General features: G+C 70.4%; 26 protein-coding genes and 1 tRNA gene. 12 read left to right on the forward strand and 15 right to left on the reverse strand.

All coding sequences use genetic code 11. From position 1 onward, the window contains the following. Positions 1–37 precede the first annotated feature (37 nt). The 3 genes from OG896_RS27285 to OG896_RS27295 are packed head-to-tail and all read right to left on the reverse strand — an operon-like array spanning position 38 to position 3,242. A complete protein-coding gene (locus OG896_RS27285; RefSeq protein ID WP_329369541.1) occupies positions 38–988 on the reverse strand; it encodes a carbohydrate ABC transporter permease in 951 nt (316 codons plus the stop codon). After that, complete coding sequence (locus OG896_RS27290) at positions 985–1,929, reverse strand: carbohydrate ABC transporter permease (RefSeq protein WP_329369543.1); 945 nt, start codon at positions 1,927–1,929, stop codon at positions 985–987. Before OG896_RS27290 ends, OG896_RS27285 begins: the two co-directional genes overlap by 4 nt. Before the next feature lie 35 nt (positions 1,930–1,964). Then, positions 1,965–3,242: an ABC transporter substrate-binding protein gene (locus OG896_RS27295; protein ID WP_329369546.1), complete on the reverse strand. Its 1,278-nt coding sequence runs from the start codon at positions 3,240–3,242 to the stop codon at positions 1,965–1,967. A gap of 479 nt (positions 3,243–3,721) precedes the next feature. On the opposite strand from OG896_RS27295, the gene OG896_RS27300 reads away from it, so the two are divergent. Then, a complete protein-coding gene (locus tag OG896_RS27300; RefSeq protein ID WP_329369548.1) occupies positions 3,722–4,693 on the forward strand; it encodes a LacI family DNA-binding transcriptional regulator in 972 nt (323 codons plus the stop codon). A gap of 6 nt (positions 4,694–4,699) precedes the next feature. On the opposite strand, the gene OG896_RS27305 is transcribed toward OG896_RS27300, so the two are convergent. From OG896_RS27305 to OG896_RS27330, 6 genes are all read right to left on the reverse strand, one after another. Continuing rightward, positions 4,700–5,299, reverse strand: a complete 600-nt coding sequence (locus tag OG896_RS27305) for a DUF6907 domain-containing protein (RefSeq protein ID WP_329369550.1) — start codon at positions 5,297–5,299, stop codon at positions 4,700–4,702. Between the two features lie 35 nt (positions 5,300–5,334). Continuing rightward, entirely contained in the window at positions 5,335–6,207 is an 873-nt protein-coding gene (locus OG896_RS27310) for a helix-turn-helix domain-containing protein (RefSeq protein ID WP_329369551.1), read from the reverse strand. 79 nt (positions 6,208–6,286) lie between these two features. Beyond that, positions 6,287–6,388, reverse strand: a tRNA-Cys gene (locus OG896_RS27315). Between the two features lie 27 nt (positions 6,389–6,415). Beyond that, positions 6,416–6,655: a hypothetical protein gene (locus OG896_RS27320; RefSeq protein ID WP_329369553.1), complete on the reverse strand. Its 240-nt coding sequence runs from the start codon at positions 6,653–6,655 to the stop codon at positions 6,416–6,418. 260 nt (positions 6,656–6,915) lie between these two features. Beyond that, a complete protein-coding gene (locus OG896_RS27325) occupies positions 6,916–8,166 on the reverse strand; it encodes a helix-turn-helix domain-containing protein (RefSeq protein ID WP_329369554.1) in 1,251 nt (416 codons plus the stop codon). Between the two features lie 287 nt (positions 8,167–8,453). Beyond that, positions 8,454–9,638, reverse strand: a complete 1,185-nt coding sequence (locus tag OG896_RS27330) for a helix-turn-helix domain-containing protein (RefSeq protein ID WP_329369555.1) — start codon at positions 9,636–9,638, stop codon at positions 8,454–8,456. A gap of 314 nt (positions 9,639–9,952) precedes the next feature. On the opposite strand from OG896_RS27330, the gene OG896_RS27335 reads away from it, so the two are divergent. The 3 genes from OG896_RS27335 to OG896_RS27345 all read left to right on the forward strand — a co-directional run bounded on the left by OG896_RS27335 (position 9,953) and on the right by OG896_RS27345 (position 15,451). Continuing rightward, positions 9,953–10,159, forward strand: coding sequence for a hypothetical protein (locus OG896_RS27335; protein ID WP_329369557.1), 207 nt, complete (start codon positions 9,953–9,955; stop codon positions 10,157–10,159). A 571-nt stretch (positions 10,160–10,730) separates the two neighbouring features. Then, the gene (locus tag OG896_RS27340) at positions 10,731–13,547 is read left to right on the forward strand and encodes a glycosyl hydrolase family 95 catalytic domain-containing protein (RefSeq protein WP_329369558.1); all 2,817 of its coding nucleotides are present in this window, start codon (positions 10,731–10,733) and stop codon (positions 13,545–13,547) included. Positions 13,548–13,651: 104 nt separating this feature from the next. Further along, the gene (locus tag OG896_RS27345) at positions 13,652–15,451 is read left to right on the forward strand and encodes a CocE/NonD family hydrolase (RefSeq protein WP_329369560.1); all 1,800 of its coding nucleotides are present in this window, start codon (positions 13,652–13,654) and stop codon (positions 15,449–15,451) included. On the opposite strand, the gene OG896_RS27350 is transcribed toward OG896_RS27345, so the two are convergent. Further along, the gene (locus OG896_RS27350; protein WP_329369562.1) at positions 15,448–16,065 is read right to left on the reverse strand and encodes a TetR/AcrR family transcriptional regulator C-terminal domain-containing protein; all 618 of its coding nucleotides are present in this window, start codon (positions 16,063–16,065) and stop codon (positions 15,448–15,450) included. The two genes, OG896_RS27345 and OG896_RS27350, sit on opposite strands and share 4 nt — an antisense overlap. 68 nt (positions 16,066–16,133) lie before the next feature. On the opposite strand from OG896_RS27350, the gene OG896_RS27355 reads away from it, so the two are divergent. After that, a complete protein-coding gene (locus OG896_RS27355; RefSeq protein WP_329369564.1) occupies positions 16,134–17,396 on the forward strand; it encodes a beta-ketoacyl-[acyl-carrier-protein] synthase family protein in 1,263 nt (420 codons plus the stop codon). A 454-nt stretch (positions 17,397–17,850) separates the two neighbouring features. Here OG896_RS27355 and OG896_RS27360 read toward each other — a convergent pair whose 3' ends face one another. Then, positions 17,851–19,404, reverse strand: coding sequence for an MFS transporter (locus OG896_RS27360; RefSeq protein ID WP_329369566.1), 1,554 nt, complete (start codon positions 19,402–19,404; stop codon positions 17,851–17,853). Positions 19,405–19,450: 46 nt separating this feature from the next. Between OG896_RS27360 and OG896_RS27365 the strand changes: the two genes are divergently transcribed. After that, positions 19,451–20,395, forward strand: coding sequence for a helix-turn-helix transcriptional regulator (locus tag OG896_RS27365; RefSeq protein ID WP_443057158.1), 945 nt, complete (start codon positions 19,451–19,453; stop codon positions 20,393–20,395). A 39-nt stretch (positions 20,396–20,434) separates the two neighbouring features. On the opposite strand, the gene OG896_RS27370 is transcribed toward OG896_RS27365, so the two are convergent. Continuing rightward, positions 20,435–21,277 carry a helix-turn-helix domain-containing protein gene (locus OG896_RS27370; RefSeq protein WP_329369568.1) on the reverse strand — a complete coding sequence of 281 codons (843 nt, stop codon included), beginning with the start codon at positions 21,275–21,277 and terminating at the stop codon, positions 20,435–20,437. Between the two features lie 42 nt (positions 21,278–21,319). After that, entirely contained in the window at positions 21,320–21,553 is a 234-nt protein-coding gene (locus OG896_RS27375; protein WP_328463924.1) for a hypothetical protein, read from the reverse strand. 80 nt (positions 21,554–21,633) lie between these two features. Between OG896_RS27375 and OG896_RS27380 the strand changes: the two genes are divergently transcribed. From OG896_RS27380 to OG896_RS27390, 3 genes are all read left to right on the forward strand, one after another. Beyond that, positions 21,634–22,497 (forward strand): helix-turn-helix domain-containing protein, encoded by an 864-nt coding sequence (locus OG896_RS27380; RefSeq protein ID WP_329369570.1) that lies wholly within the window; start codon positions 21,634–21,636, stop codon positions 22,495–22,497. Next, positions 22,494–22,703, forward strand: a complete 210-nt coding sequence (locus tag OG896_RS27385; RefSeq protein ID WP_329369571.1) for a DUF397 domain-containing protein — start codon at positions 22,494–22,496, stop codon at positions 22,701–22,703. The genes OG896_RS27380 and OG896_RS27385 overlap by 4 nt, the downstream gene beginning before the upstream one ends. 68 nt (positions 22,704–22,771) lie before the next feature. Next, the gene (locus OG896_RS27390) at positions 22,772–22,981 is read left to right on the forward strand and encodes a DUF397 domain-containing protein (RefSeq protein ID WP_329369573.1); all 210 of its coding nucleotides are present in this window, start codon (positions 22,772–22,774) and stop codon (positions 22,979–22,981) included. Positions 22,982–23,191: 210 nt separating this feature from the next. Here the strand turns inward: OG896_RS27390 and OG896_RS27395 are convergent, their stop codons facing one another. Together OG896_RS27395 and OG896_RS27400 are read right to left on the reverse strand one after the other, a co-directional pair. Further along, the gene (locus OG896_RS27395; protein ID WP_329369575.1) at positions 23,192–24,142 is read right to left on the reverse strand and encodes an aldo/keto reductase; all 951 of its coding nucleotides are present in this window, start codon (positions 24,140–24,142) and stop codon (positions 23,192–23,194) included. A gap of 72 nt (positions 24,143–24,214) precedes the next feature. Continuing rightward, a complete protein-coding gene (locus OG896_RS27400; protein WP_329369577.1) occupies positions 24,215–24,823 on the reverse strand; it encodes an NAD(P)-dependent oxidoreductase in 609 nt (202 codons plus the stop codon). Between the two features lie 87 nt (positions 24,824–24,910). Between OG896_RS27400 and OG896_RS27405 the strand changes: the two genes are divergently transcribed. The 3 genes from OG896_RS27405 to OG896_RS27415 all read left to right on the forward strand — a co-directional run bounded on the left by OG896_RS27405 (position 24,911) and on the right by OG896_RS27415 (position 26,268). Beyond that, positions 24,911–25,243, forward strand: a complete 333-nt coding sequence (locus OG896_RS27405; protein WP_329369579.1) for a winged helix-turn-helix transcriptional regulator — start codon at positions 24,911–24,913, stop codon at positions 25,241–25,243. An 83-nt stretch (positions 25,244–25,326) separates the two neighbouring features. Then, positions 25,327–25,614, forward strand: a complete 288-nt coding sequence (locus tag OG896_RS27410) for a hypothetical protein (protein ID WP_328463908.1) — start codon at positions 25,327–25,329, stop codon at positions 25,612–25,614. A gap of 132 nt (positions 25,615–25,746) precedes the next feature. Continuing rightward, the gene (locus tag OG896_RS27415; protein ID WP_329369582.1) at positions 25,747–26,268 is read left to right on the forward strand and encodes a hypothetical protein; all 522 of its coding nucleotides are present in this window, start codon (positions 25,747–25,749) and stop codon (positions 26,266–26,268) included. Positions 26,269–26,350: the final 82 nt, after the last annotated feature.

A 26,350-nucleotide genomic window follows, 5' to 3' on the forward strand; every position in this document is an offset into this window, starting at 1 on the left:
GGGCCCGCCGCCACCCCCACGCCGCCCGGCGCCGCGCTCACTTGGTCGATCCCGAGGTCAGACCGGCGATGAACTGCTTCTGCAGGGTGAGGTACCCGACGACCGGGATCACCCCGGCGAGGAACATGATGCCGAACAACTGGCCGTAATCCATCTGGAACTGCCCCACGGAGAGATAGAGACCGGTGGTGATGGTCTGGCCCTGGAGCGGGCCGAGGATGAACTGCGGGTTGAGGAAGTCGTTCCAGATCCACAGCGAGAGGAAGATGGTCACGGTCGCGGTGGCCGGCCGCACCAGCGGCATCACGATGGTCCACCAGATCCGCAGCCCGCCGGCGCCGTCCAGCCGGGCCGCCTCCACCACCTCGTCCGGCACCGCCCGCATGAAGCCGACGTAGACGAACACCGCGAACGAGAAGTAGCCGCCGCCCAGGTTGGACAGGATCAGCCCCGGATAGCTGTGGTCCAGGCCGAGGAAGGTCAGGATGCGGATGGTCGGCAGCAGCACCACCTGCGGCGGGATCATCAGCCCCGCGGCCAGCACCGCCAGCACCGCCGCGCGGGTGCGGGTCCGCCGCCGGGAGACGTAGAAGCTGAACGCCGAGCCCAGCGGGATCAGCAGCAGCACCGAACACACCACCACGATCAGCGAGTTGCGCAGTCCGTGCTGGAGCAGATGGTCCGGCCGGCTGAGCGCGGTGTGCAGATTGCCCAGCGTCGGGTGGAGCGGAGGCGTCGCCGGACCGGCGACGATGTCGCCCTCCTTCTTGAACGCGTTGACGATCGTCAGGTAGATCGGGCTGACGAACACCAGCACCACGATCACCGCGAGCGTGAGCCGGGCCGGGCTCAGCCGGCTGCGGCGCGACCTGCCCGGCCGGCCAGGCCGCCGCGAGCGGCGCGGCATCGGGGCCGCGGCCCGGCGCGGACGCGGACGCGGACGCGAACCGGTCCGGTCGGGTGCGGTGGGGACGGCGTGCACGGTCACAGGTCGACCTCCCTGCGGCGCAGGATGCTCGTGACGGACAGGGCGATCACCGCGGACAGCGCCAGCAGGAACATCGCGATGGCGGAGGCGTAGCCGAACCGGTCGGAGGTGAACGCCATCTTCACGATGTACTGCGCCGTGGACTGGGTGGCGTCGGCGGGGCCGCCGGAGGTGAGCACCTGGATGATGTCGTACAGCTTCAGCACCGTGATCAGCGAGATCGTCACGCTGATCGTGGTCGCCGGGGCGACCATCCGCAGCGTGATCATGCGGAACTGCTGGCGGGAGCTGGCGCCGTCGATCGACCCCGCGTCGTACAGCTCGCGCGGGATGTTCTGCAGCGCCGCGAGGTAGACGACGGTGGTGAAGCCGGACAGCACCCACGCCACCACGATCCCCACCGACAGCTGCGCCAGGTGCGGCGTGCCCAGCCAGTCCACCGGCCGGTGCACCACGTGGGTGCGCTGGAGCAGGTCGTTGAGCAGGCCGTCCTCGGTGAGGATCGTCTTCCACACGAAGCCGACGATCACCCCCGAGATCACCTGCGGCAGGAACGCGATGGTGCGCAGCACCCGGTAGCTCAACTCGGTCCGGTCCAGCAGCATCGCGAAGGCGAGGCCGACCACGTTGGCCACGACCGTCACGCCGACCGCCAGCGCGAGCGTGAACAGCACGCTGTCGCGCAACTGGCTGTCGTGCAGCATCTCGGAGTAGTTGGCGAGGCCGATCCAGTGGCTGCCGGACCTGAGCGGGTTCTCGTCGGTGAAGCTGCTGCGCAGGCTCATGAAGACCGGCACGACGATGAAGACCAGGTAGAGCAGCAGACCCAGCGCGGCGATCAGCCGCAGACCGAGGTCCTCGGTGGTGTCGCGCAACCAGTGCGAGAGGTGCGGGAAGCGCGAGGTGTACGGGAAGCGCGAGGCGTCCGAGAGCGGCTGCACTGCTGTCCCCCTCCCTTCGTAAGCGGTCCGGGTGCTCATTGCGTCGACGTGCTCCACGCCTTGTCGAGCTTGGCCATCTGGCCCTTGACGTCACCGGAGTTGAACAGCGCCTGCGCGGCGGCGTAGAAGTCGTTGTTCCCGGAGCCGGGCAGCGCGTCGTCATTGGTCGCCCAGCCGATCGAACTCACCTTGGTGTCGGTCCTGGTGACGTAGGCGTAGGAGTCGCTGAACGCCGGGCTGACCGTGACGTGGTAGTCGGCGAGCGTCTTGTTCTTGAGCATCGGGTACGCGCCGTCGCCCTCGATCAGCGCCTTGAGGTTGTCCGGGTCCAGCGACCACGCCTGGGCGAACTTCGTCGCCTGAGCCGGGTCACCGACCTTGGTGGCGATGGCCATCGAGCCGCCGACCGCGAACGGGACCACCACCGAGCCGTCGTCCGTCGGCCACGGGAAGACCCCGATGTCGTTCCACTGGTCCTTCGGGATCGAGCCGAGGTACCAGCTGCCCATCGGGTACATCGCGGCCTTGCCCGCGTTGAAGTTCTTGATCGAGTCGGCGTAACTGACGTTGAGCGCGCCCTGCTCGAAGTAGCCCTTGGTCACCAGCGTGCGCATCTTCGTCGCGGCGGCGACCACGTCGGCGTCGGTGAACTTCACCTTTCCGGCGTACCGCTGCTGAATCCACCGCGGGTTCCTGCCCAGCACGTCCGCGCTGATCGCACCGGTCAGCGGCATCGCCGCGGCGAACGGGTCGTTGCCGCCCAGCTCCATCGGGGTCAGGCCGGCGGACTTGAGCTTCGCGTTGGCGTCGAGGAACTGCTGCCAGGTCGTCGGCACCTGCGCCCCGGCCTTCTTGAACAGCGACTTGTGGTAGAAGACCAGCGGGATGATCTGCGAGTTCGTCGGCGGGATGTAGACCTTGCCCTTGATCGCGTTGCCCTGCGGCAGCAGGAAGTTCTGGTCGACCCAGCTCTGGTCGTACGGCCGCAGCAGCCCCGCCGCGGTGTACTGCGACGGCGTGATCGACTGCAGCAGGTCGGGGAACTGCCCTGACGCCTGGAGCTGCTTGGCGTAGGAGTCGCGGTCCGTGCTCGGCGCCACCACCTGCTTGATCTTCACGCCCGGCACGTCCTTCTGCGCCCTGGCGATGGACTGCTTCCAGAACGTCGGCGTCAGCGAAGGCGAGTTGAACGTCATGTAGGTCAACGTTCCGCCCCCGTTCGCGGAAGAGCCGGAGCCGGAGCCGGAGTCGGAGCACGCGGTGAGGACGAGCACACCGGCCGCCACGAGCGCGGCGGCACTTCGTCTGAGCATGGCCGTACCTTTCGGGAGGGTTGGGTCGGCGTACGGCGCGGCCGCCGCGACGACCGGTGGTCACGGGGGCACGGGGCCACGGACCACGGGTCACGGCAACTGCGGGGTACAGCGGAGGACTTGCCAGGATCGTTGAGTGACGATGTGGGTACTTTGAGTAACGACGGAAGGGCTGCGTGGGGACTGCGGGAGGCCCGCGTCGGCGCCGCGGAGCGCTTCTGGGGCAGGCGGAAACCGGCGAGCACGGACGCGTCCCGGACCGGGGACGCTTCGGCGGTTGCCGCGTCCTGACGGCGAGATAACGTTTTCTCGCCGAGTACACTAGGGTTCCAGGACAGCAAGTCAAGCCCCTCGGTGATCACGGACGGATCTCGGGCCGACCCCGGGGGCGAGTCGTAGGCGATCGAGGAGAGATAAGCGAAGTGGCTGGTCCTGGTGCCGCCGGAAAGCGCGGATCGTCACGGCCGCGCCGGCCCACGATGATCGATGTGGCCCGTGAAGCGGGTGTGGCGCTGCGTACGGTCTCGCGGGTCGTCAACGGCGACACGACGGTGGGCGGGGCGCTCGCCGAGCGGGTCCGGCAGGCCATCGACCGTCTCGGCTTCCAACCCGACGAGCGGGCCCGCCAGTTGCGCAGTGGCCGCACCGGCACCATCGGCGCGGCGGTGCGGCACATCGCCGACGCGCACCCGGTGCTGCGGGCGGTCGACGAGACGGCGCGCGGGGCGGGCCTGACGGTCGTCGCGATGTCCACCGAGGACGACGAGGTGCGCGAGCGCGAGGCCGTGATGTCGATGTGCGGGCGCCGCATGGACGGGATCATCATCGAGCCGATCGCGGACGGTCACCAGTACCTCCAGCCCGAGATCGACTCCGGGTTGGCCGTGGTGGCCTTCGACCGGCCCGCCACCGGAGTCGAGGTCGACACGGTGCTGTCCGACAACCAGGGCGGGATCGAGCTGGCCTTCCGCCACCTCGCCGAGCAGGGCCACCGGCGGATCGGCTACATCGGGGACGACGAGCGGATCTACACCGGGCGGCAGCGCGCCGCCGCGTTCCGGGACTGCCTGCGGGCGGCCGGCGGCCCGCTCGACGGGATGGTGCACCCCGGGCCGATCACCGCCGAGCGGATCTCCGCGGCGCTGGAGCGGCTGCGGAGCGGGCCGGACCCGGCGACGGCCATCGTCACCGGCAACTTCTCCACCTCGGTGGCCGTGATCCGCGCGCTCGGGCCCGACTTCGGCGCCACCGCGCTGGTCGGCTTCGACGACTTCGGCCTCGCGGATCTGCTGAGGCCCGGGTTGACCGTCGTCGCCCAGGGTGACGTGCAGATCGGGCGCACCACGATCGAACTGTTCCAGGCGCGGCTGGCGGACCCGGGGCGCCCGGTGCGGACGGTGACGGTGCCGACCACGCTGATCACCCGCGGGTCGGGGGAGATCCCGCTCTGAGGGTTCTCAACGGTGCGGCGGCGCCGCGGGAGTCCGGTGGGTGCCGGCTGCCACGGCTTTCGGGTGCCACGGCTTTGGGGCGGCACGGCTGTCGGGTGCTACGGCTTTCGGGTCGGGATCGGCGTGCCTGGCCCAGTCCTCTTGCGCGTCCACCAGGGCGGGCCGGATTTCCTGGTCGAGGCGGTTCGCGACCCAGTGGAACGTGGCGGCGAGCCGGGTCAGGTCCTGCGGGTCGAGGTCGGTGAGCCAACTGTCCCCGCACAGGTGCAGGTTGACCAGCGGGGTGCGGGGTTCGGGTGCTTCGGCGTGCGGGTTGCAGTCGAGCGTGCAGGATAAGGCTTCCTCGGCGACGGGTCCCGGGGCCGGGCTGGTGGCGCAGTAGACGGGGACCGTGCGTCCCGGGAAGCGCCGGGTGAGATGGATGTCGGCGAGCCGGTCCTCCCAGGCACCGGGGGGTACGTTGTGCTCGCTCGGGTCGTTCCCGGCCCACGCGGGCAGGTGGCCGGTGAGGGTGCGCCCGTCGGTGGCGGTGAGGGTCCACCGCCGGGGTGATGCGGGTAAGGCCGAGGGTCCGGTCGTTGCGGAAGAGGTCTTACGGGTCTGCATCTCGTTCCTTGTCGATTCTTGTCGTGTGGCCGGGTTCAGGCGGGCAGAGCCGGTTGCGGTTGCGGCGCGTGCTCGGCCAGCGCGGTGCGGAGGAAGGTCAGGGAGTCCGCCGGCGTGAGGGCGCTGTCCCGCAGCAGGTCGTAGGCGAGGCGTAGGGGTTCGACGTCTTCGGGTTCCTCGACGAGGTGGCCGCTCCAACTGCTTTGGGTGTAGGCGACGGTGTGGCCGTCCTGGAAGAAGATGAGTTCCAGGCAGCTGCGGATGTGGTGGGGTCCGGTGCCGAACGGGACGACGTGCAGGGAGACATCGGGCTTTTGGGCGGTCTCGATGAGGTGTTCCAGTTGGGCGGTCCACGTCTGCGGGTCGCGGGCTTTGCGGCGCAGCACGGCTTCGTCGATCAGTGCGCGGTAGTGCACCGGGTTCGGGCCGGTGAGACGGTCCTGGCGCTTCAGCCGTGCGGCGACCTGGGCGCTCAACTGCTTGATGCTGCGCGGGCGGGCGGTGCTCAGTTGCTCCTCGGCGTAGGCGCGGGTCTGGAGCAGATACGGCACGGCGCTGACCGCGTACTCCTGCACGCTCACCGCGTCCGCCTCCAAGGGGGCAAGTCCCAGGAACGGCTTGTCCTTCGCCTCGCGTTTGGCCAGGTGCCACAGCTTCACCAGGAGGTCGCCCGTGCCGTACACCTTGTCCAGCGCGGCAGCCGCCTCCACGGTGCCCAACCGCTGCCCCCGCTCCAGCCGATGCAGATACGACTGCTCGTAAAGGCATTTCGCCCCGAGTTCCATCAGCGTCAGCCCCGCCTGCTGCCGCCGGTAGGCCAGTTCACTGGCGTACAACTCCCGCGCGGACAACCACTCCCAGTCGATGAGCATCTTCGTCTTGCCGTCTCCGCCGCTCGTGCCGGCCATGCGGCTCTCCTTTCCACGGTGTCGGTCGTGGTGGTATTCGGCCTGGGCGCGCGGGAATTCCGCGTACCGGGCCGCCACGTCCCCTTGTCCGGACTCGAACCGGAGTCATCGGGCCTGCCCGCACGAATGAACGGAGAGCGTGCGGTGCTGCCCGGGCTCTTCCTAACTGAGCTACAAGGGGGAGTTCACGCAACGAGGGCAGGCCCGATCAACGGGATACGTCCACCGTCGATCCCACCCGATCCCTACTCCCGGGCAGGCCCAGCAGCGCCCCACGGCTGTCGGCGACCCGCAGCGCGTCCGACAACGCCGTACACAAGTGCGCCACCATGCCCTGGAGTTCACAGTCCCAAGGCGTCGCCTCCGCCAGCGTCCGGCGGACAAAGCCCAGCAGTTCCCGGCCCATCCCGAGCTGCACGGACTCCATCTCGTCGGCCAGCCGCCACAACGCGTCACACTCATCCGACCGGAGATAGCACGCACCGCCGTCCGGCCCAGGCCACGGCAGAAGCCGGGCGCCGCTCACCGCGGGCCCGCCCACATCCGCTCTTGCCCCGGGCGGCCACGACTCCATGAACCCGCGCATGTCGGCCTGCCTTCGTCAGGTGGTCCACGCCCCCGGACCGGTCAGACGGTCACGGGGGTCCTCAGGACGAAGACGTTATGGGCTGCTGTCACATGGCAGGGGTACGGATTGTGTCCCCTTGACTACGCTGCCAGCATCCCTATCCGCACGGCGAGTTGGGAGGCGCGCCGACGACGGTCGGGGCTCTTCGATGTGGTCTCCTCCAGCACGATCCGCTTCGCATAGCCGTTGTACTTGATGGTCTCCGGCGCGGACTCGTACGCCTTTACCAATGTTGCCAGGGCGACGTCCGGCTGACCGTCCAACTGGAATCCGCGCGCCTCTTCGATACGGTGGCGGGCGCGGCGGGGGCGGGAAGGAATCGTCACCGCATCCGCCGCCGCGGCCTGCCGGACGGACTCACCGCCGGCATGGAGTTCAACGGCCACCGTCACGGCGTGCGCCCCCATGATGGCCTGCGAGAACGACGTGACCGGGTCGTAGTACTCGCCGGGCAGGCGTTCGGCCATGGCGCGGGCCTGATCCCAGTACCGCCAGGCCGTACCCGTCTCGCTTCTCCGCGCGGCGGTGTATCCGGCCTCGAACGTCAACGCACCGGCGATGGCCAGCACCTCGTCCGGCGCGTCCGGCAGCAGGGGCATCAGATACGCAAGGCTCTCCAGAACCACCGCGTCCGCTGCCTCGAAGTGGGCCGGGCCGGCGTCCCGGTGCGCCTGCCCCGCCAGCCAGGCCGCCAGGCCGATGGCGCGCGGGTCTTCGCTCTCCTGTGCGGCCACCAGCCCACGCTCGGCCACCCGCCACAGCAGCGCGGCGTCGGGCTGGTAGGCCACGAAGAACTGGCACAGCGAGTACGTCTCGCTGAGGATCGCCTGGGCCGCCCGCCGTTCCTCTGCCCGGTCGGACTGTCGGACCGCCGCCTGCGCGTCCCGGATCAGGTCCGGCAGCAGGGACCCCACCACCTCACGATGGTTGGGCGATCTGTGCCGCGAGGCCCAGGCACGATCGAGCCGGGCTCGCAGGTGGGCAGTCGGCGGCGCCTCATGCTGCGATCCGACCGGGTAGGCATCCACCGCAGCCTTCACAGCGGCCAGTCTCGGATGCCCCGGTCCTGCGAACAACTCGACCGGGGGAGCCTGGTTGCCGGCGAGGTCCGCCAGATTTCGGACCCGCAGGATCTCGGCGATCCGCAGGATCACTTCGAGTTTCGGCGTCTTGAGTCGGCCGCTTTCCACTGCCTTGACCCACGAACCGGTGAGACCCAGCAGGCCGCCCAACTGCTCACGGGTGATGCCTCGACTGTTGCGGAGAACCTGGAGCCGCTGGCCGAACGCCAGCGCATCGGTGTACGGGTCTGACGTACCGTCTGAAGGCATCAGTGCCCATCCTCTTGTGGCAACTTCGTCACTTGTCGGAACTGTCAGAGTATGGGGCGGGGCCGTTTCTCGGCACCGCGAGCACCGAACCACGGCACGGTAGGCCCGGTGGGTTGAGCCGGCGCGGTCCGGACCGTAGGGCCGCCTATCGGTTCGGAGCGAGGTCGCCCTTTTGGGAGGACCGCAGCCCGTTCGAGGCCGCCGACCGCGCGCACAGAGGGGTATTCGGCCGCGCTGCTGGAGCGTTGGCCCCACGGTTGGTCCCGAGCCCGGCCAACGACCTACGTTCAGTTTCCCAGCCAGTCACCGAAGTTGGTGAAGGTCTCCGGCATGCGGCGCCGAGCGGACTCCAGCCCGGCGTAGGTCTCCCTCACGATCGGGTGGTACCGCGTTTGCTGCGGAGCCAGCGTCCTCGCCTGTTGCAGGCTCCTGAACGCCCCTTCCGTGTGCCCGCTCCACATTTGGGCCCATGCCACCTCGGCGTGGTGGTGAGCCCGCCGGGACAACGGCCAGTCAGACGGAACGGTCATGGCGGTTGCCGTCTGGACGGCCTCCGGATACAGATCCAGTTCGGCGAGGACACTGACCCGGTGTGCGGCGACGTTCGTGGGACCGAACGAGAGCCAGTGGATTCGTTCGGCCGGTCCGGTGCGTTGGGCGATCCGTTCGGCTTCGTCCAGGTGCCCCTCGGCCGCGTCTCTGTCCTTGTCCCTGCCCGAGAGGACGGACGCACCGAGATGAAGCTGCCCGGTCAGGACGTCTCGCGTTCGTCCGGGATCTGCCTGCTTCAATGTGTTCATTCCCAGGCCGATCAGTCGTTGACCGGTGCGGTAGTCACTCGCACGCAAGTAAGCCAGCGCTCGCAGGTACTGACGCATGCCGCTGATGACCGGATCGGAGGCATGCTGAGCCGCCCACTCCATGCGGTCCAGGGCAACCGTGCACAGGTCGAAGAAGCCCAGCTTCGTCGTGACGTCGTAGGCGGTGCGGTACGTACTGGCCAGCAAGCGCCAATGCCGCTCGCTCGGACTGACGTGCGCCGCCGTCGTAGCCTCGAAGATCAGACTCGGCAGTTCCGCCGCGACCTTCTTGATGTCGGTTGCGCGTACCAGGGCGCACATCTCTTCGGCGTCGGTCTCCATCTCCTCGGGCGCGCGCGGCGAGATGTCCGGGTCCGGGCCCAGGTCGTAGACGTTCAGCGCCTCCCGGATCGGCTCTATCAACCCGTCGAGTTGGTCCTGCCGCAATTCCCCGAGGTACGGCTGCCCCGTCAGTTCGGCGACAGGCACCGACAACGCCCGTGCGAGGGCGCCCAACACGGAGGGGCTCGCCGGCATGACGCCTTGTTCCACCTTCGTCAGCGTGCTGTAGGCGACGCTCGACGCGTCGGAGAGCTCACGCTGCGTCAGTCCTCTGACCTTGCGGGCATGCAAGACGCGCGCCCCTGTGTGCTCTTCCGCATGGGCAGGCATAACGGTCTCCCGTTCGGCGTCGACACCAAAACGGTACCCCTGCGAACGGCCGCCTACGTGCGTGGTGGTATGGCGGTGAACTCGTGCCGGGCGATCCCGAGCAGATCCGCCGCTTGTCGGAACTGTCAGAGTATGGGGCGGGGCCGTTTCTCGGCACCGCGAGCACCGAACCACGCCGCGGTAGGCCCGGTGGGTTGAGCCGGCACGGTCCGGACCGTAGGGCCGCCTATCGGTTCGGAGCGAGGTCGCCCTTTTGGGAGGACCGCAGCCCGTTCAAGCCGCCGACCGCGCGCACAGAGGCGTATACGGCCGCGATGTTGGAGGGTTGGCCCCATCCGACCGATGAAGAGGACAACCACCCGGTAGGGGAAGCCGGAGTGGTCGGCAGCGGTACGGGCCCGCTGCTCTGCTTCGGTGTGCGGTGGAACTTGGCCGAGGTGGTCACGGCGTTCGCAGCGCAGGCCGCGACGTCCATGGGGCTGGTCTGCTTCGACGTCTCGCGTGGAAAGCCGCTGTCGTAAGAAGCACCTGGCCTTCGGGAAGTTCAGAGGAGGCCGCTGCCGCCTGGCCCCAGGCTGGTCCCGAGCCCGGCCAACGATCTACGTTCAGTTTCCGAGCCAGTCACCGAAGTTGGTGAAGGTCTCCGGCATGCGGCGCCGAGCGGCCACGCCGACACGCGCGCCCCCGCCGACACGCGTGCTCCCGGCGGTGCACCACCCCCGCGCGGTGCCCAACCCCCGGCGGCGCCCCACCCCCGCGCGGCGCCCCACCCCCACGGTTCCGCTCCCGTCCCCTTTACAACCCGCCCGCCCCGCACCTATAAATGAACCCAGTCATTCAAAGATAACGTTATCTCGGGTCCGCGAGCCGCCTCCCGGGAACGTCTTCGGGTGTGCCGGTCCGCTGCGACGACCGCCGGTGCCCCCGCTCCGAGCCCCCCACCTCCCCGTCCGCACACCGCTGTTCGCCCTCCCCGCGCGTGCCGGAGCGGAGGGCGCCGGCGGCGGGCGGGCCCGCGGGGAGACCGGCGTGAAGAAGCAGAGAGGGAGCAGCCTGATGAGGCTCACATCGCTTGCGAGACGAGCGGGAAGCGTGACCACCGCCGCGGTCGTGATGGGCGCCATGGTGACCACGGTGCTGTCCCGGCCGGCGGTGGCCGACTCGATCACCGCGAACCAGGGCGTGGCCACGGTCGCGCAGTACCAGGGCGTGTGGAACGCGCCACCGAGCCACCTCACCGGCGGCGACACCGTGGACGCGCCGCTGATGGGCAACGGCGACGTCGGGGTCGCGGTCGGCGGCGGCATCGACAACCAGACGTTCTACGTGGGCAAGAACGACTTCTGGTCCTCGACCAGCCACGCCATCAAGCCGCTCGGCCGGATCGTGGTGTCGGCGGGCGGCCTGGCCGGGGCGTCGTACCACGTGGTGCAGGACATCCAGCACGCCGAGGTGCGCGGCACGTACACCCTGGGCGGGCAGACGCTGGCCACGCGGAGTTGGGTGGACGCCGACACGAACCTGTTCGTCACGTCGTTCACGCTCACCGGCGGCAGCGCGCAGAGCATCGGCGTCACGCTGCAGAACGGTACGGGCGGCACGCCCACCGTCTCCACCAGCGACCACGACCTCGACGCCGACGTGGTCGCCGACACCGGCGGCAGCGGCGACCCGCGCGCCCGGATGGCGATGCGCACCATCGGGCAGAGCCAGTCGGTATCCGGCAGCAAGCTGACCCTGACGATGCAGCCGAACACCACCTCGACGCTGGTCGCGGCGGTCGAGAGCAGCAACGACTCCGCCGACTACCAGTCCGCGGCGGACGCGTTGGTCGACAACCTCACCCAGGGCAACGTCGACGACCACAACGCCTCGCACCGCAGCTGGTGGAACTCCTACTGGTCGCGGTCCTTCGTGCAGATCGGCGACAAGGACGTGGAGAAGAGCTGGTACGGCTCGCTCTACCTGCTCGGCAGCGTGTCGCGGAGCGGGAAGTACGCGCCCGGCCTGTGGGGCAACTGGATCACCGGCGACATGAACTGGAACGGCGACTACCACACCAACTACAACTACCAGGCGCCGTTCTACGCCGCCCTGACGACCAATCACATCGCGCAGATGGACGCCTACGACCAGCCGGTGCTGGACTGGATGAGCCGCGGGCAGCAACTCGCCCAGCAGAACGGCTTCCAGGGCGTGCTCTACCCGGTCGGCATCTCCCCGAACGGCACCAGCGCCGACACCAACCTGTACAACCAGAAGTCCGACGCGGTCAACGTCGCCAGTGACATGGTGATGCGCTACGAGCAGACCCGCGACGCGACGTACGCGGCGAAGGTCTACCCGTTCCTGAAGCAGGTCGGCCTGTTCTGGCAGAACTACCTCACCAAGGACTCCTCCGGCACGTACACGATCACCAACGACGCGCCGCAGGAAGGCAACGCCTACCCGCAGACCAACAGCATCCTGTCGCTCGGCCTGGTCCACCTGTTGATGGAGGGCCTGACCGACATGAGCGCCGCGCTCGGCCAGGACGCCGGGACCCGCGCCACCTGGCAGGACATCGACGCGCACCTGGCGCCGCTGCCGACGATGACGCAGAACGGCCAGACCGTCTTCCGGGAGACCTCCACCGGCGCGGGCTGGGTCAACGACGGCAACGACATCGACATCCAGGCCGTCTACCCGGGCGGCCAGGTCGGCCTGGACAGCCCGGCCGGGCTCGTGCAGACCGCGCGCAACACCGTCGACCAGCTCACCGCGGCCTGGCACGGCGGCAACGCGCCCGCCACCTTCTACGCCGCCGCCGCCCGGGTCGGCTACGACCCCGCCACGATCCTGGCCAACCTGCACACCGAGGCCGTGGACAACTCCTACCCCAACCTCGCCGTGCACCACAGCGGCGGCGGCATCGAGAACATCAACGTCACCACCTCCGGCCTGGACGAGATGCTGCTCCAGTCCTTCCAGGGCGACGTGAAGGTCTTCGCGGACTGGCCGGCGAACTCCAACGCGAAGTTCGGCGACCTGATGGCCGCCGGCGGCTTCCTGATCTCCAGCAGCATGGCGGACAACGCGGTGCAGTACGTCCGCGCGGTCAGCCAGAAGGGCGGCGACCTCGTCTTCACCAACCCCTGGCCCGGCAGTCCGGTGCAGGTGTACCGGGGCGGTTCCGACGCGGGCACCGTGTCCGGCACGAAGATCACGCTGAGCACGTCGGCGGGCGAGACGATCACCCTGGCCAGGCCCGGCACCTCCTACGCCACCGTGCAGGCCGAACTCGCCCAGCCGGTCAAGGCGGGCGGCGGCACCACCAGCACCAGCTTCTCCACCGGCTTCGAGTCCGGCCAGCCGCAGCCCACCTGGACCGACTCCGTCGACACCGCGGGCGGCAACGCCGTGGGCGTCACCGGCATCAACTCCGACTCCACCGGCCCGCAGACGGGCGTCCGCAGCGGGGAGACCTCCCGTACCGGAACGGCCGCGCTGATGTACTCCGGCAGTGCCGCCGGCAGCAGCCCGCACGCCTACCTCAAGGTCTACGACCTCAGTGCCGCACCCCTGGACATCGGCACCGCGAAGACCCTCGGCTACTGGATCTACCCCCAGTCGCACGCCACCACCCCCTGGGTGCCCGCCGGTTCGACCGAGAGCGAGTGCGTCGCCGTCGACCTGGTCTTCACCGACGGCGGCACGCTGCGCGACTCCGGCGCCGTGGACCAGAGCGGCGACCAGATCCATCCCGCCCACCAGTGCGGCCACTTGACCCCCGACACGTGGAACCACGTGACCGTCGACCTCGCGCCGAAGAACTCCGGCAAGCGGATCGCGCGCGTCCTCGTCGGCTACGACCACCCCGGCGGCTCGGGCGGTTACCGCGGCTACATCGACGACCTGTCCATCACCTGACCCGTCAACCGGCTGTCACAGAGCGCACGTTGGCGTTCTGCCCCCGCCGACCGGCCCCCGCCGTCTTGTCCACGGCGGGGGCCCGCACGTGACGAGGAGCCCCCGTGACGTCCACCAGCCCCGTGACGTCCAGCCCTGAGCCGTATGACACCGCGTACGCCCCGATGCGCGACGGCACGGTGCTGCGCGCCGATGTGTACCGGCCGCCGTACGGGCACGGGCCCTGGCCGGTCCTGCTCGCCCGCTGCCCCTACGGGCGGCGCGACCCGGGGATACTCGCCCGCCTGGCCCCCGCCACCGCGGCCCGCCGCTGCTGGCTCGTCGTCCTCCAGGACACCCGCGGCCGGTTCGGCTCCGACGGCGCGTGGGAGCCGCTGGCCCACGAGTACGACGACGGCCACGACACCGTCCGCTGGGCCGCCGGGCTCCCCGGCAGCGACGGCCGGGTGGCGATGTACGGGCCCAGCTATCTCGGGCACGCCCAGTGGGCCGCGATCGAAGCGGCGCCTCCCGAACTGGTCGCCGCCGTACCGGAGTTCACCTGGTCAGACCCCGCTGACGGGTTGCTCGCGCGCGGGGGCACCCGCGAACTCGGCCTGCCCGTCCAGTGGACGCTCGGCCTGGGCCACGAGGTCCTGCGCCGCAGGCACGCGGCCGACGAGGTCCGGCGGCGCGCCGCACTCGCGGAACTCACCCGCGCTGAGGCGGAGTTGCGTGCCGGGCACTGGGACCTCGCGGCGCCGGACGCGCTGGGCCTGCCCGTCCCCGGCCGGGTCGGCGCCCCGCCACCCCGCGCCGTTCCCGCCGACCATACGGCGCTGCCGCCCGTCGCCACGCTCACCGTCGCGGGCTGGTACGACGCGTTCCTCCAGGGCAGCCTCGACAACCACGCCGCCGCCCGTGCCGCGGGCCACCGCGCCGCCCTGATCATCGGCCCCTGGACCCACGACAACCAGTCCGGCCGGGCCGAACCGGCCGCCGCCGGGGACGTCTTCGACTTCGGGCCGCACGCGGACAGCGCGCACATCGACGGAGGCGGCTCCTTGCTGGAGCGCCAACTGGACTGGCTGGAAACGGTGGTGGAGCGCACGCGGATCGTCGCCGGGGGGTCGCGCGACGCGGCCGAGCCGCGGAACGCGTCGGAACCCGGCGCCGGCCGGGCGCGCGGGACCTCGGCGGACGCCACCGCTCTCGTCTTCGTCACCGGGGCCGGCCGCTGGCGCCGGTTCGCCGCGTGGCCGCCGCCGAGCGACCCGACCGCCTGGTACCTGCACGCGAACGGCGAACTGTCCACGCGGCCTCCTTCGGTGACAGGTACGGCCGGGCCCGGCCGGTCGTTCCGGCACGATCCGGCCGACCCCGTACCCGCCCTCGGCGGCGCGCTGCTGCTGACCGAGCGGCACCCGGCCGGGCCCGCCGACCAGCGGCCGATCGAGGCGCGCCCCGACGTACTCGTCTACGCGAGCGCTCCGTTGACCCGCCCGCTGGAGATCGCCGGGCGGATCAGCGCGGTGCTCACGGTGACCTGCACCGCTCCCACCGCCACCTGGGTGGTGCGGCTGTGCGATGTCGCGCCCGACGGCACTTCGGTCAACCTCGCGGACGGGATCGCCCGCGCGGCCCACCCCGTCGGCCGGCCCGGTCCAGCCGGTCCCGCCGGTTCAGCCGGTCCCGCCGGTCCAGCTGGTCCGTCAGGTCCGATCGAGACCGCCGTGGACGTCGACCTGTGGTCCGCGCACCACCTCTTCCGGCCGGGCCACGCCCTGCGCGTGCACGTCGCCGCGACCAGTCACCCGCGCTGGCAACCCGAGCCGGGTCCCGCCGTACAGACGGTCCTGCCGGGCACCTCCCGCCTGATGCTCCCGTCCGTTCCCGCATGCCCGCCCCGCACTCGAATGAGCTAACCGGGACCGGGTTCGTCGTGGATGGTCAGTGCTCCGGCGAGGTCGAGGTCGGCGACGGTGCCATGTGCCCCGGCGCGGACGAGCAGCACCGCACCGAGCGCGGTGCTCCAGAACGTCCTGGCTTCCACGTCGAGCGGTCGACGGGCCCTCCAGCCGCGACGGTCGATGAGCTGGCTCACGAAGCGCTCGGACTGCCGGAACAGCAACTGGAGGTGCTGGTCGACCACGGGGGCGAGTTCGGGCTTGGAGATCCCGGCGGCGAGTGCCCGCGTGACCGACGGGAGCGAGGGCATGGCCAGCACGGCGCGGGCGATGTTGCGGCGGAACGTCACGGCGTCGGGGGCTTGGCGACCGATGCGCTCGATCCGTCGGGCGTCGTGCAGCAAGCCGAGGAAGGCGGCGTGCACGAGGAGCGAGTCCTTGGAGCCGAAGTAGTAGGTGACCTGGTTGGGGAAGACACCTGCCGCGTTCGCGATCTCCGCGACGCTCACCTCGGTGCCGGGCCGTTCCCTGCACAGCCGTGCGGTCGCCTCGATCAGCCGGTGCCTCGTCGCGCGACCGCGGTCACGCGACCGGGCCGACGTTGATCGAGCTTCGGTTCGCTTCTTCTCCACATCGAAATTGTATGTGATACAACAAGGGCGATGTTGACTTGTATCGCATACAAGAAAGGTTGAGGGGCATGCACGGGACTGAAGTCGTCGTGACCGGGCTCGGCGCGATCACCCCACTCGGCGCAGACGTGGCGTCCACCTGGGACGCCCTGCTCGCCGGTGAGTCCGGTATCCGCGGCGGCGTCCTGCGTGGCTACGAAGACGCGGGCCTTCCCGACACCGCCGCGGGGACGATGGCGATCGACCCCGCCAAGTTGCTGCCGCCGGTGCGGGCCAGGCGGCTCGACCGCTCGCAGCAGGCGGCCCTGGTCGCGGCGGCCGAAGCCTGGGCCGACGCCGGTGCCCCAGCGGCGGACCCGGACCGGCTCGCGTCGGCGATCGGCACGGGCATCGGGGGCGTACGGACGCTGCTGAAGGAGGACGACGTACTGAGGGCCGCCGGGACGCGGCGCGTCTCGCCACGCACGGTCCCGATGCTCATGCCCAACGCGGCGGCGGCGCTGATCAGTATCGAATACGGTGCACGGGCAGGTGCCTACACGCCCGTCTCGGCGTGCTCCTCCGGTGCCGAGGCGATCGCCCTGGGGGCCAGGCTCATCCGTGCCGGCGAGGCGGACGTGGTGATCGCGGGCGGGACCGAGGCCGCGATCACACCGATCACCGTGGCCGGCTTCGCCCAGGCACAGGCACTGTCACGGCATACCCTCGAACCCGCCTCCGCGTCCCGGCCGTTCGCCGCGGACCGCAGCGGATTCGTGCTCAGCGAAGGCGCCGCTGTCCTGGTGCTCGAAAGCGCCGCGCATGCCGGCGCCCGGGGCGCACGCGTCCACGCGGTGCTCGCCGGCGCCGGCATCGCCGCCGACGCCCACCACATCACGGCGCCCGCCGCCGACGGCTCCGGTCAGATCTCGGCCATGCGGAAGGCCCTCGCGCAAGCCGGACTGGCTCCCGAGCGGATCAGCCACATCAACGCCCATGCCACCGGGACTCCGGTCGGCGACCTTGCCGAGGCGCACGCGATCGGGGAGGTCTTCGGCCGCGCCACCGTGACGGCCCCCAAGGCGGCGCTCGGTCATCTCTTCGGCGCAGCCGGCGCGATCGAAGCGCTCATCGCCGTCCTCAGTGTCGAGCACGGCGTCATCCCGCCGACCCGCAACCTCACCGCGGCCGGCGTCGGTCCCGACATCGATCTCGATGTCGTCGCGGAGCGACGAGACGTCCCCCAGGAGGCCGTGCTCAGCAACTCCTTCGGCTTCGGCGGGCAGAATGTCTCGCTCGTCGTCACCGGCGCACGGCGCCATGTGTCCCGTACGGCCCCGACGACACCATGACCCACGCGAACGCACCGCTGTCCGTGGAGCGCCGCCGGTGATTGTCCGGGCGAAGCCCGACACGGCGTCGTCGGTGGGCCGACCGTTGACGGCTGGCCCACCGATCCCGGAGGTCGGCCGCAGGCGTCCCGCCCCGTCGCCCGGTGAAGCGGCTCGGCCGCGACGCTGCCGAGCCGCTTCACCGGGCCGGCCGCCCCCCTCACCGCCTCACCGCCTCACCGCCTCACCGCCTCACCGCCCACGGTCTGGTCGTGGAGATGCCCGCCGGGCCCCTGCCCGGCGCCTACGACCACGACCCGATCAGGGGCGGCCGGCCGCCGGTCGTCACTGTCGACATGCTCCACACCGTGGTGCGGCGCCCTCCGGGCGGCGGGTCCGTCGAGCAGGTCCCGCCCGGCCTGGTCGTCCCCACCGGCGAGCACGCGGGACGGGACCCCTTGGTGGCCGGCGTCATCTACCGGGCACTCGCCGAGCGCGCCAAGCGGGGCAGGCCGGCGGCGACGAGGAGGGCGGCTGCGGCGAGGACGGCCGCGTCGACGCCGAGCGCCAGGTGGAGGCCGGAGAGGAAGTGCGGGCGGGCGGCGGCGAGGGCGGAGAGCAGCGGGATGCCGATGGTCATGCCGACCTGCTGCGAGCTGGTCACCAGGCCGGTGGCCAGGCCCTGTTCGTGGTCGGGCAGGCCCGAGGTCGCGGTGATGCCGTAGGAGACGACGACCAGCAGGTGGCCGACGCAGGCGAGGGAGACCGCGGCCAACGCCAGCCAGGTGCCGGCGGAGCCGGGGCCGAGCAGCAGGAGCGGGAGCGTGAGCAGCGCCTGCACGGCCAGCCCGGTCAGCACGGTGGCGCGGGCGCCGATCCGGCCGATGACGCGGGCCGCGGTCATCCCGGTGACGGCCGCGAACACGCCCTGGACGCCGAAGACCAGGCCGGTGCGGAACGCCGACAGCCCGCGGACCTCCTGGAGGTAGAGGGTGAGCAGGAAGACCACCGAGCTCATCATCGAGAACGTGGCCAGCCCGGCCAGGTTGCCGAAGGCGACGCTGCGGCGGCGCAGCATCGCCAGCGAGACCATCGGCTCCGCGGCCCGCGACTCGACCAGCGCGAACGCGCCCAGCAGCAGCGGCCCGAGCACCAGCGTGACGATCACGTCGGCGCCGCCGAAGCCGTGTTGCGCCGCGGTGGACAGCGCGTAGATCAGCGCGAGCAGCCCGCCGGTGACGGTCACCGCGCCCGGCACGTCGATCCGCGGCCGGCCCGGGTGCCGGGACTCGGTGAGCAGGCCCGGCGCGGCGGCCAGCACCAGCACCGCGACGCCCGCGAGCAGCCCCATCGTGGAGCGCCAGCCGAACGCGTCGGTGAGGGTGCCGCCCAGCACCACGCCGATGGTGAAGCCCAGCGACAGCAGGGTGCCGCTGATCCCCAACGCCCTTTCCCGCTGCGGTCCTTCGGGGAAGGTGGTGGTCAACAGGGACATCCCGGTCGGCACGACCATCGCCGCGCCGAGCCCCTGGAGCGCGCGTGCGGCCAGGAACGCCGCCGGGTTCCACGCCAGCGTGGCCAGCAGCGACGCGACCGCGAACAGCGCGAGCCCGGTCAGGAAGAGCCGGCGCCGCCCGTAGAGGTCCGCGATCCGGCCGAAGAGCAGCAGGAAGCCGCCCGACGGCAACGCGAACGCGGTCACCGCCCACTGGAGGTTGGCCCGGCTCATGCCCAGGTCGGCGCCGAGGACAGGCAGGGCCACGTTGAGGATGGAGAAGTCGAGCGCGACCATGAACTGGGCCGCGCACAGCACGAAGAGGATCAACTTGGCGCGTGCGCCGAGCTGTTGGCCGGGTGCTGTCGGGGTGGCCGTGGCCGTGGTCGTGGCCGTGGCGGCCGTGGTCGTGGCGCCCGCGCCGGTCGCCGGAGTCGCGCCGGTCCTGGCGGTCGGTGCCGAGGGTGCCGCGGGCGTCGCGGGTGCCGCGGGTGCCGCGGGTGTCGCCGGTGTCGTGGTGGAGTCGGTTGGCATACGGCCACCCTCGGCCGGTCCGGCCGGCTGTGGGGAGCCGCGGTTTATGCTGGTGGTCGTACCACCAGCCGGGCCGACGGCCGAGGGGGAGCCAGTGGCGGGGACGACAGCGACGACAAGTACGGCGCCGGGTCGGCGGCGGCGCGAGGAGCTGCGGGAGTTCCTGATGACCCGGCGCGCCCGGGTCTCGCCCGTGGAGGCGGGTCTGCCGGAGGGCGGCCCGCGGCGGCGTACGCCGGGGCTGCGGCGCGAGGAGGTCGCGGTGCTCGCCGGGGTCGGCGCGTCCTGGTACCAATGGCTGGAGCAGGGCCGCGACATCACCGTATCCCCGCAGGTGCTGGACGCCGTCTCCCGGGTGCTGCGGCTCAACGGCCCCGAACGGCGCCACCTTTACGTGCTCGCCGGGCTCAACCCGCCGCTGCCGGAGCCCGCTTCGGAGATCGACCTCTGCGCGGGCCTGTACCGGCTGCTCGACGGCTGGATGCCCTACCCGGCGCACATCATGGACGCCTACTGGAACATCGTGGCCTTCAACGAGGCCGCCGGGCAGGCGTTCGGCTTCAGCACCGAGGACACCAACTGCCTGGTCTCCTTCTTCACCAACCCCAGCTACCGCGGCATGGTCGAGGACGCTGACTCGGTGGCCCCCACCGTGGTGGCGCAGTACCGCGCCGCCGCCTCGGAGTTCCCCGACGACGAGGGCTTCCCCCGGATCGTCGCCGAAGTATCCGCGCGCAGCCCCGAGTTCGCGAAGCTGTGGGCGCGCGGGGACATCGAACCGAGCGGGCAACTGGAGAAGCGGCTCGCCCACCCGCTGGTCGGCGCGATGTACTTCGAGAGCACCCAACTGCGGCTGCCGATCCGGGCGGACCTGATCGTCGTGATGCACAGCCCGCTCGACGCCGACACCAAGTCGAAGCTGGCGTGGCTGGCCACGCCCGAGGGCCGGCGCGGCTCGCTCACCCCGGTGCGGGACGAGCGGGCGAGCTGAACTCCCCTTCCCACGGAAGCGGATCGGACTGCGGCAAGGCTACGGAAGGGCCTCGTCCAGGGCCCCGTGCAGGACCGCCAGCGAGTCCGCGGGGGTCAGCGCCGCGTCCCGCAGCAGGTCGAAGGCGAGCCGCAACGCCTCGACGTCCTCGGGCTCGTCGATGAGGTGCCCGCTCCAACTGCTCTGCGTGTAGGCGAGAGTGCGGCCGTCCTGGAAGACGATGAGTTCCAGGGAGCTGCGGATGTGGTGGGGTCCGGTCCCGAACGGCACGACCTGTAGCGACACATCGGGTTGCTGCGCCGCGGCGATCAGGTGCTCCATCTGCCCCGTCCACGTCTGCGGATCACGCGCCTTGCGCCGCAGCACCGACTCGTCGATCAGGGCGCGGTAGTGCACCGGGTTCGGACCCGCGAGCCGCTCCTGCCGGCCCAACCGCGCCGCGACCTGCCCGGCCAGCTTCTCGATGCTGTGCGGGCGGGCGGTGCGCAACTGTTCCTCGGCGTACGCGCGGGTCTGGAGCAGGTACGGCACCGCGCTGACGGCGTACTCCTGGATGCTCACGGCGTCCGCCTCCAACGGGGCCAGCCCCAGGAAGGGCCTGTCCTTCGCCTCCCGCTTGGCCAGGTGCCACAGCTTCACCAGCAGCGTCCCGGTGCCGTACACCTTGTCCAGCGCCGTGGCCGACTCCAGCGTGCCGAGGCGCTGCCCCCTCTCCAGCCGGTGCAGGTAGGACTGCTCGTACATGCACAGCGCCGCGAGTTCCATCAGCGTCAGCCCCGCCTGCCGCCGCCGGTAGGCCAGTTCGCTCGCGTACACCTCCCGCGCGGACAACCACTCCCAGTCGATGACGTCCTCGTTCCCGTTGCTGCTCCCGCCGTCCATACGGCTCTCCTCTCTCTACGGTGTCCTGCCGGTGGTGGTGCCCTACGCCTCGCGTCGCACGGTGGACCTGCCGGGCCTTCGGGCGAGCGGCCTGATGTTCGCGGGCGCCGTCGTCCACTCGATGCCGCCGCCCTCGGGCCGCAGGAAGAGGAGGCCGCCCTCGGTCCCCATGTAGACGCCGTTGCGCTGACGTGGCCCGTCATCCCAGACCAGCTCGCCGAGTTGAGGCGTGTGCACGGCTCCCACCGGCTTCGGCCGAGGCTCTCTCCGGAGCATGCCCCGCTCCTCTCTGTAGTGGAACCACTACCGGGAGGCGTTGCTGTCCTCTAGAGTCAAAACGTCATCAACTTGTAGGTATGGAAAGAAAGGTTTCCAAAGAGGTGGTTAATCGCAAGGAGTTGGACCCCGAGAGCGGTCCGGAGGCTGCCTTCGGCGCACGGGTCCGCAGTTCGCGGGAGGCCCGTGGGTGGAAGCAGGAAGACCTCGCGATGGAGACGGGATACTCCAGCACGCACATTTCGGCCGTGGAAACTGGCCGCAAGGTGCCAACTCTTCGTTTTTCGCGCAGTGTTGACATAGCCTTCGGCATCGGCGAGACGGCGGACGCCTTTGAGCGCGAGTGGCGCCAGATCCGGCACGGATCGCTCCTGGAGGGCTTTCCGCACTACGTCGGGTACGAGGCCCGGGCGGTCGAGATCCGGGTCTTCGAGATTGGCATCGTCCCGGGCCTGTTGCAGACGCCGGAGTACGCGCGGGTGCTGGCGGACAGCTCGGTGCGGCGAGGGGCCATCACGCCCGAACAGGCGGATGAACGCGTCGCGTTCCTGGCCGAGCGGCAGGAGGCGCTGGTGCGGCCTCGACCGCCCATGGTGTTCGTGATGATGGACGAGAGTTGCGTCCGTCGGCCCATCGGCGGTCCTGGCGTCATGGATGCACAACTGGCGCGGTTGATCGAGTTCGCCGAGCTGCCGAACACACTGCTCCAGATCGCCCCGTTCGAGATGGGTGAGCGCCGATCGCTCAACCTCTCGATCAACCTCCTGACACTGGCGGATCGTTCGGTGCTCTGCTATGCCGAGTCCCAGACGCAGGGGCACTTGGATCGGGAGAGCGTGTCCGTGGTGCCTATGCTGACCGCCTATCATCAACTCCAGGCTGAAGCGCTGTCGCAGGCGGCGTCTGTGGCCATGATCAGCCAGCTGCGAAAGGGCACCCCGTGACGACCGAAACCCCTCGTTGGTTCAAGTCCTCATACAGTGACAACGGCGGCACATGTGTTGAGGTCGCGGCCAATCTGATCGAAGCGCGTGGCGTGGTCCCCGTGCGTGATTCCAAGGACCCGCAGGGGCCTGCCTTGGTCTTCCCGGCCGATGCGTTCGCGTCATTTGTGGCCGGTGTGAAGTCGGGCGAGTTCGGCACCGTCTGATCGTGGGGTAGCCATCCTCTGTGCCGTCCATCCGGGCGGCGCAGGGCCACCCCCCGAAAGGGCACCCCGTGACAACAGAGTCCCCGCGTTGGTTCAAGTCCTCGTACAGCCAGAACGGCGGGACATGTGTTGAGGTCGCGGCCGATCTGATCGAAGCGCGTGGTGTGGTCCCCGTGCGTGATTCCAAGGACCCGCAGGGGCCTGCCCTGGTCTTCCCGGCTGACGCGTTCGCTTCGTTCGTGGCGGGCGTCAAGTCCGGTGAGTTCGGCTCCGTTTGATCCCGTTCGCACCCCTGAGCTGTGGATCACCGTCCGCCGCGTTGGACCGGCGGCCAAGGTGATGGGCACCGAGCCCGGGTGAACTCGACCTCCACCGCAGGGTTCTCATCGTCCGCGCGATCGACGTCCTGCGGTGGGGCGCCGCGGAACGGCGGGGTGCCGCCAGGGCCTCAGTGGCGCTGGGGGCACCGACGCCGCACAGGTCGGTCCTCAGGCGGATGCGGCGTCCAGGGCGTGGAGTTCGGCGTCGGAGAGGCGGAGGTCCTTGAGGGCGACGAGGGCCGGCACCTGGTCCACCGTTCGCGCGGAGGCGATCGGCGCGGCCACGGTGGGCTGTTGGGCCAGCCAGGCGAGGGCGACGGTGGCCAGTTGGGCGTCGTGCGCCGCCGCGACCTCTTCCATGGCGGCGAGGACCGTGTTGCCGCGCTCGCTGTCGGCGTAGCCACCTGCCAGTCCGGGCATGTTGCGCACGCTGTCCACCGTGTGGCCGGGCCGGTACTTCCCGGTCAGGAAGCCGGAGGCGAGGGCGAAGTAGGGGACGCAGGCCAACCCGTCCCGCTGGGCGATGTCCCGGCGCTCGCCCTCGTAGGTGTCGCGGGAGACGAGGTTGTACTGGGGCTGGAGAACCGTGAAGGCCGCCAGGTTCTCGCGGTGGGCGAACCGAAGCATGGCGTCGAGACGTGCCGGGCCGACGTTGGACGCACCGAGGGCGCGTACCTTTCCGGCACGCACCAGTTCGTCGAGCGTGGTGACGATGTCCTCGACCGGCACCGACTCGTCGTCGAAGTGCACGTAGTACAGGTCGATCCGGTCGGTGCCCAGACGCCGCAGCGAGTCCTCGGCGGCGGCCTTGACGTTGGCGGGCTTCAGGCCCTTGCGCTCCGGACTGTCACCGACCTTCGTGGCGATGACGACGCCGTCGCGGTTGCCGCGGGCGGAGACCCACTCGCCGATGATGCTCTCGGACTGGCCGGCCTGGTTCCCGGGGAAGTGGTACATGTACGAGTCCGCGGTGTCGATGAAGTTGCCGCCCGCGGCAGCGTAGGCATCGAGCACGGCGAACGACTGCTCCCGGTCGGCCGTCCAGCCGAACACGTTTCCGCCCAGACACAGCGGGGCGACGGACAGCCCCGACCCACCCAAGTTCTTGTGATCAGACATGACTTCATTCAACACCCGTCGCGCATGTTCTCGATCGAGGAGCGACCGCGTCCGCGGTGACCGCGCCGTCGGTCAGTTGCTGATCGCCGGGGCGGCGCGCAGATAGGTCTCGTCGGTCACTTGGCCGAGCAGGAAGGCGGCCATGTCGGCGCGGCTGAGGGAGAGGCCCACCACCCCTTGGCCGTAGTGCCCGACCTTGATGTCCCCGGTGGCCGGCTGGTCATTGAGCTTGGCCACGCGGACCAGTGTCCAGTCCAGGTCGCTGGCGCGTACCGCCTCCGCCGCGGAGCGCACCTCGGCCCAGGGCCGGGGCGCCACGGTCCTGACGAACCGGACGAGCGCCGTGACCTTGAGGTCGGGCCGATCGGCCGGGTCCGCAACGCTGCAGGTGGACACGGCCACGAGGCGCTTGACGCCCGCGGTGTCCATGGCGGCGATGATCCTGCGGGTCGCGGTGCTCTCGGAGCCGACCCCCTCGATGACGGCGTCGGCGGTGCGGACCGCTTCCAGGATCGCCTCGTCGTCGTCGAGTTGTCCGGGGGCTACGGAGAGGTTGGCGTGCGTGATGCGGAGCTTGCCGGGGGTGCGGGCGTAGGCCGTGACCGTGTGTCCCTCGTCGAGGGCCCGCCGCACCAGTAACTGGCCCATCCGGCCGGTCGCGCCGAAGATCGTGATCTTCATGGTGGGATGCACCCTCCTGAGGGAACCCGAAACCACTAAAGATTATTTACCGGTGAGCGTAGCACGACGGCTAAAATGGGCGGCATCATGAATCAGGCGGACGACCTCCAGACGGCGCGTTGCATGCAGGTCCTGTCGGTGATCGGCGACCTGTGGACACTGGCGATCGTGATGACGCTCCAGGAGTCGGGGATGCGCTTCAACGAACTTCGACGGGCCATCCCGAAGGTCAATGCGGTCACCCTGACCAACCGCCTGCGGAAACTCGAAGATGCCGGCATCGTCAGCCGGGTCGAGGAGTCGAGGAGCAAACAGTCGACCGTCTACGACCTCACTCCGTTCGGCCACAAGCTCCAGCCGATCGTCGACGCGGTCCGTGCCGTCGCCCTGGACCTGGAGCGTTCCGGGGATGCCCCCTGAAAGCTCCAGGTCCAGGGCGACGGCCCTGCGTCCCCGTCCCGCCGGCAGCCCGCGTGCGGCGGCTCGCGTGAGAGCATCCGTCCGTGAGCGGCGACCTGGAAGTCAGTGCCCTGGCGATCAACGTCACGATCCCGCAGGCGCTGCGCTGGACGGACACCCGACGCGGGGAAGCGTTCACGCTGACCACGCTCAACGTCCGGCTCCTGCCGGACGGCCACCTCGCCGTGAAGGCGTACGGCCGACCGGTCGGCGGCGGCCGGGGCGCGTACGTCTCGTTCCCCGTCCCCGACCGGCCCGAACTGGCGGCCCTGGTCGCCGACGCCGCGACCCGGGCGGGGGAGTTGTGGGCCGCGCACCGCGGGCTCGGCTGAACTCGGCCCGAGGAGACGTCGTTTCGGGAACCCGGTGACGGCTCCACGTCGAGCGGCGCGCGCCCCGCGGCGTGCGGGGTCGGCCGCGAATTCCCTGGTGCGGTGGTCACGGGATGCCGCAAGGTGGCCCGCATGGACTGGTTGCCACTGCTCTCCACCCTGGCCGGCGCCGCGATCGGCATCGTCACCACCCTCGTCGCGGATCGGAGCCGGTGGAAGCGCGAGGACGACAAGGAAGCCCGTCGGCTGCGGCTGGACATATACACGCAGTACACCACCACCGTGAAAGTACTCGGTGAGACGCTGCGGGCCCTGGCCCGGCGCGAGCACCCGTCCGACGACGAGCGGGCACGCGCGCTGCGCGAGGCCTTTCGGGAGTCAGGCATCGCCATCGCGTCCGAACGGATGTGGCTCATCGCGCCCCAACCCGTCGTCAAGGCGTCCAACAGCGTGTTCCACTGCCTGCGACGCATCTGCGAGGGCTACGTCGACGGCACCGCTGTCAGCAGCCCGGAGGACCGCGCCCGCTGGGAGGCACGCGGCAAGGCGGCCGCCAGGATGCGCATGCTCATGCGCGAGGACCTCGGCGTAGGCCCGCTCGCCGAGCGCCACAGCACCGTACCCAGCGACGATGACGACCTCGCCGCCCCGTGAGCGGTCATCCGACGGCACGGCCGATCGCCGAGGCTGGTGCCGTGCCGGGCGCCGCGAACCGGTGAACCTTTCCGGTCACGAC

The sequence above is a fragment of the Streptomyces sp. NBC_00669 genome (assembly GCF_036226785.1).
Taxonomy (GTDB): Bacteria; Actinomycetota; Actinomycetes; order Streptomycetales; family Streptomycetaceae; genus Actinacidiphila.

What these genes read in the sequence shown, in the direction of transcription:
- OG896_RS27295 (WP_329369546.1), bottom strand. Translation starts at nt 3,242, where the DNA reads ATGCTCAGACGAAGTGCCGCCGCGCTCGTGGCGGCCGGTGTGCTCGTC.
- OG896_RS27300 (WP_329369548.1), top strand. Translation starts at nt 3,722, where the DNA reads ATGATCGATGTGGCCCGTGAAGCGGGTGTGGCGCTGCGTACGGTCTCG.
- OG896_RS27305 (WP_329369550.1), bottom strand. Translation starts at nt 5,299, where the DNA reads ATGCAGACCCGTAAGACCTCTTCCGCAACGACCGGACCCTCGGCCTTA.
- OG896_RS27310 (WP_329369551.1), bottom strand. Translation starts at nt 6,207, where the DNA reads ATGGCCGGCACGAGCGGCGGAGACGGCAAGACGAAGATGCTCATCGAC.
- OG896_RS27325 (WP_329369554.1), bottom strand. Translation starts at nt 8,166, where the DNA reads ATGCCTTCAGACGGTACGTCAGACCCGTACACCGATGCGCTGGCGTTC.
- OG896_RS27330 (WP_329369555.1), bottom strand. Translation starts at nt 9,638, where the DNA reads ATGCCTGCCCATGCGGAAGAGCACACAGGGGCGCGCGTCTTGCATGCC.
- OG896_RS27335 (WP_329369557.1), top strand. Translation starts at nt 9,953, where the DNA reads ATGTTGGAGGGTTGGCCCCATCCGACCGATGAAGAGGACAACCACCCG.
- OG896_RS27355 (WP_329369564.1), top strand. Translation starts at nt 16,134, where the DNA reads ATGCACGGGACTGAAGTCGTCGTGACCGGGCTCGGCGCGATCACCCCA.
- OG896_RS27360 (WP_329369566.1), bottom strand. Translation starts at nt 19,404, where the DNA reads ATGCCAACCGACTCCACCACGACACCGGCGACACCCGCGGCACCCGCG.
- OG896_RS27365 (WP_443057158.1), top strand. Translation starts at nt 19,451, where the DNA reads ATGCTGGTGGTCGTACCACCAGCCGGGCCGACGGCCGAGGGGGAGCCA.
- OG896_RS27370 (WP_329369568.1), bottom strand. Translation starts at nt 21,277, where the DNA reads ATGGACGGCGGGAGCAGCAACGGGAACGAGGACGTCATCGACTGGGAG.
- OG896_RS27375 (WP_328463924.1), bottom strand. Translation starts at nt 21,553, where the DNA reads ATGCTCCGGAGAGAGCCTCGGCCGAAGCCGGTGGGAGCCGTGCACACG.
- OG896_RS27380 (WP_329369570.1), top strand. Translation starts at nt 21,634, where the DNA reads ATGGAAAGAAAGGTTTCCAAAGAGGTGGTTAATCGCAAGGAGTTGGAC.
- OG896_RS27395 (WP_329369575.1), bottom strand. Translation starts at nt 24,142, where the DNA reads ATGTCTGATCACAAGAACTTGGGTGGGTCGGGGCTGTCCGTCGCCCCG.
- OG896_RS27400 (WP_329369577.1), bottom strand. Translation starts at nt 24,823, where the DNA reads ATGAAGATCACGATCTTCGGCGCGACCGGCCGGATGGGCCAGTTACTG.
- OG896_RS27405 (WP_329369579.1), top strand. Translation starts at nt 24,911, where the DNA reads ATGAATCAGGCGGACGACCTCCAGACGGCGCGTTGCATGCAGGTCCTG.
- OG896_RS27415 (WP_329369582.1), top strand. Translation starts at nt 25,747, where the DNA reads ATGGACTGGTTGCCACTGCTCTCCACCCTGGCCGGCGCCGCGATCGGC.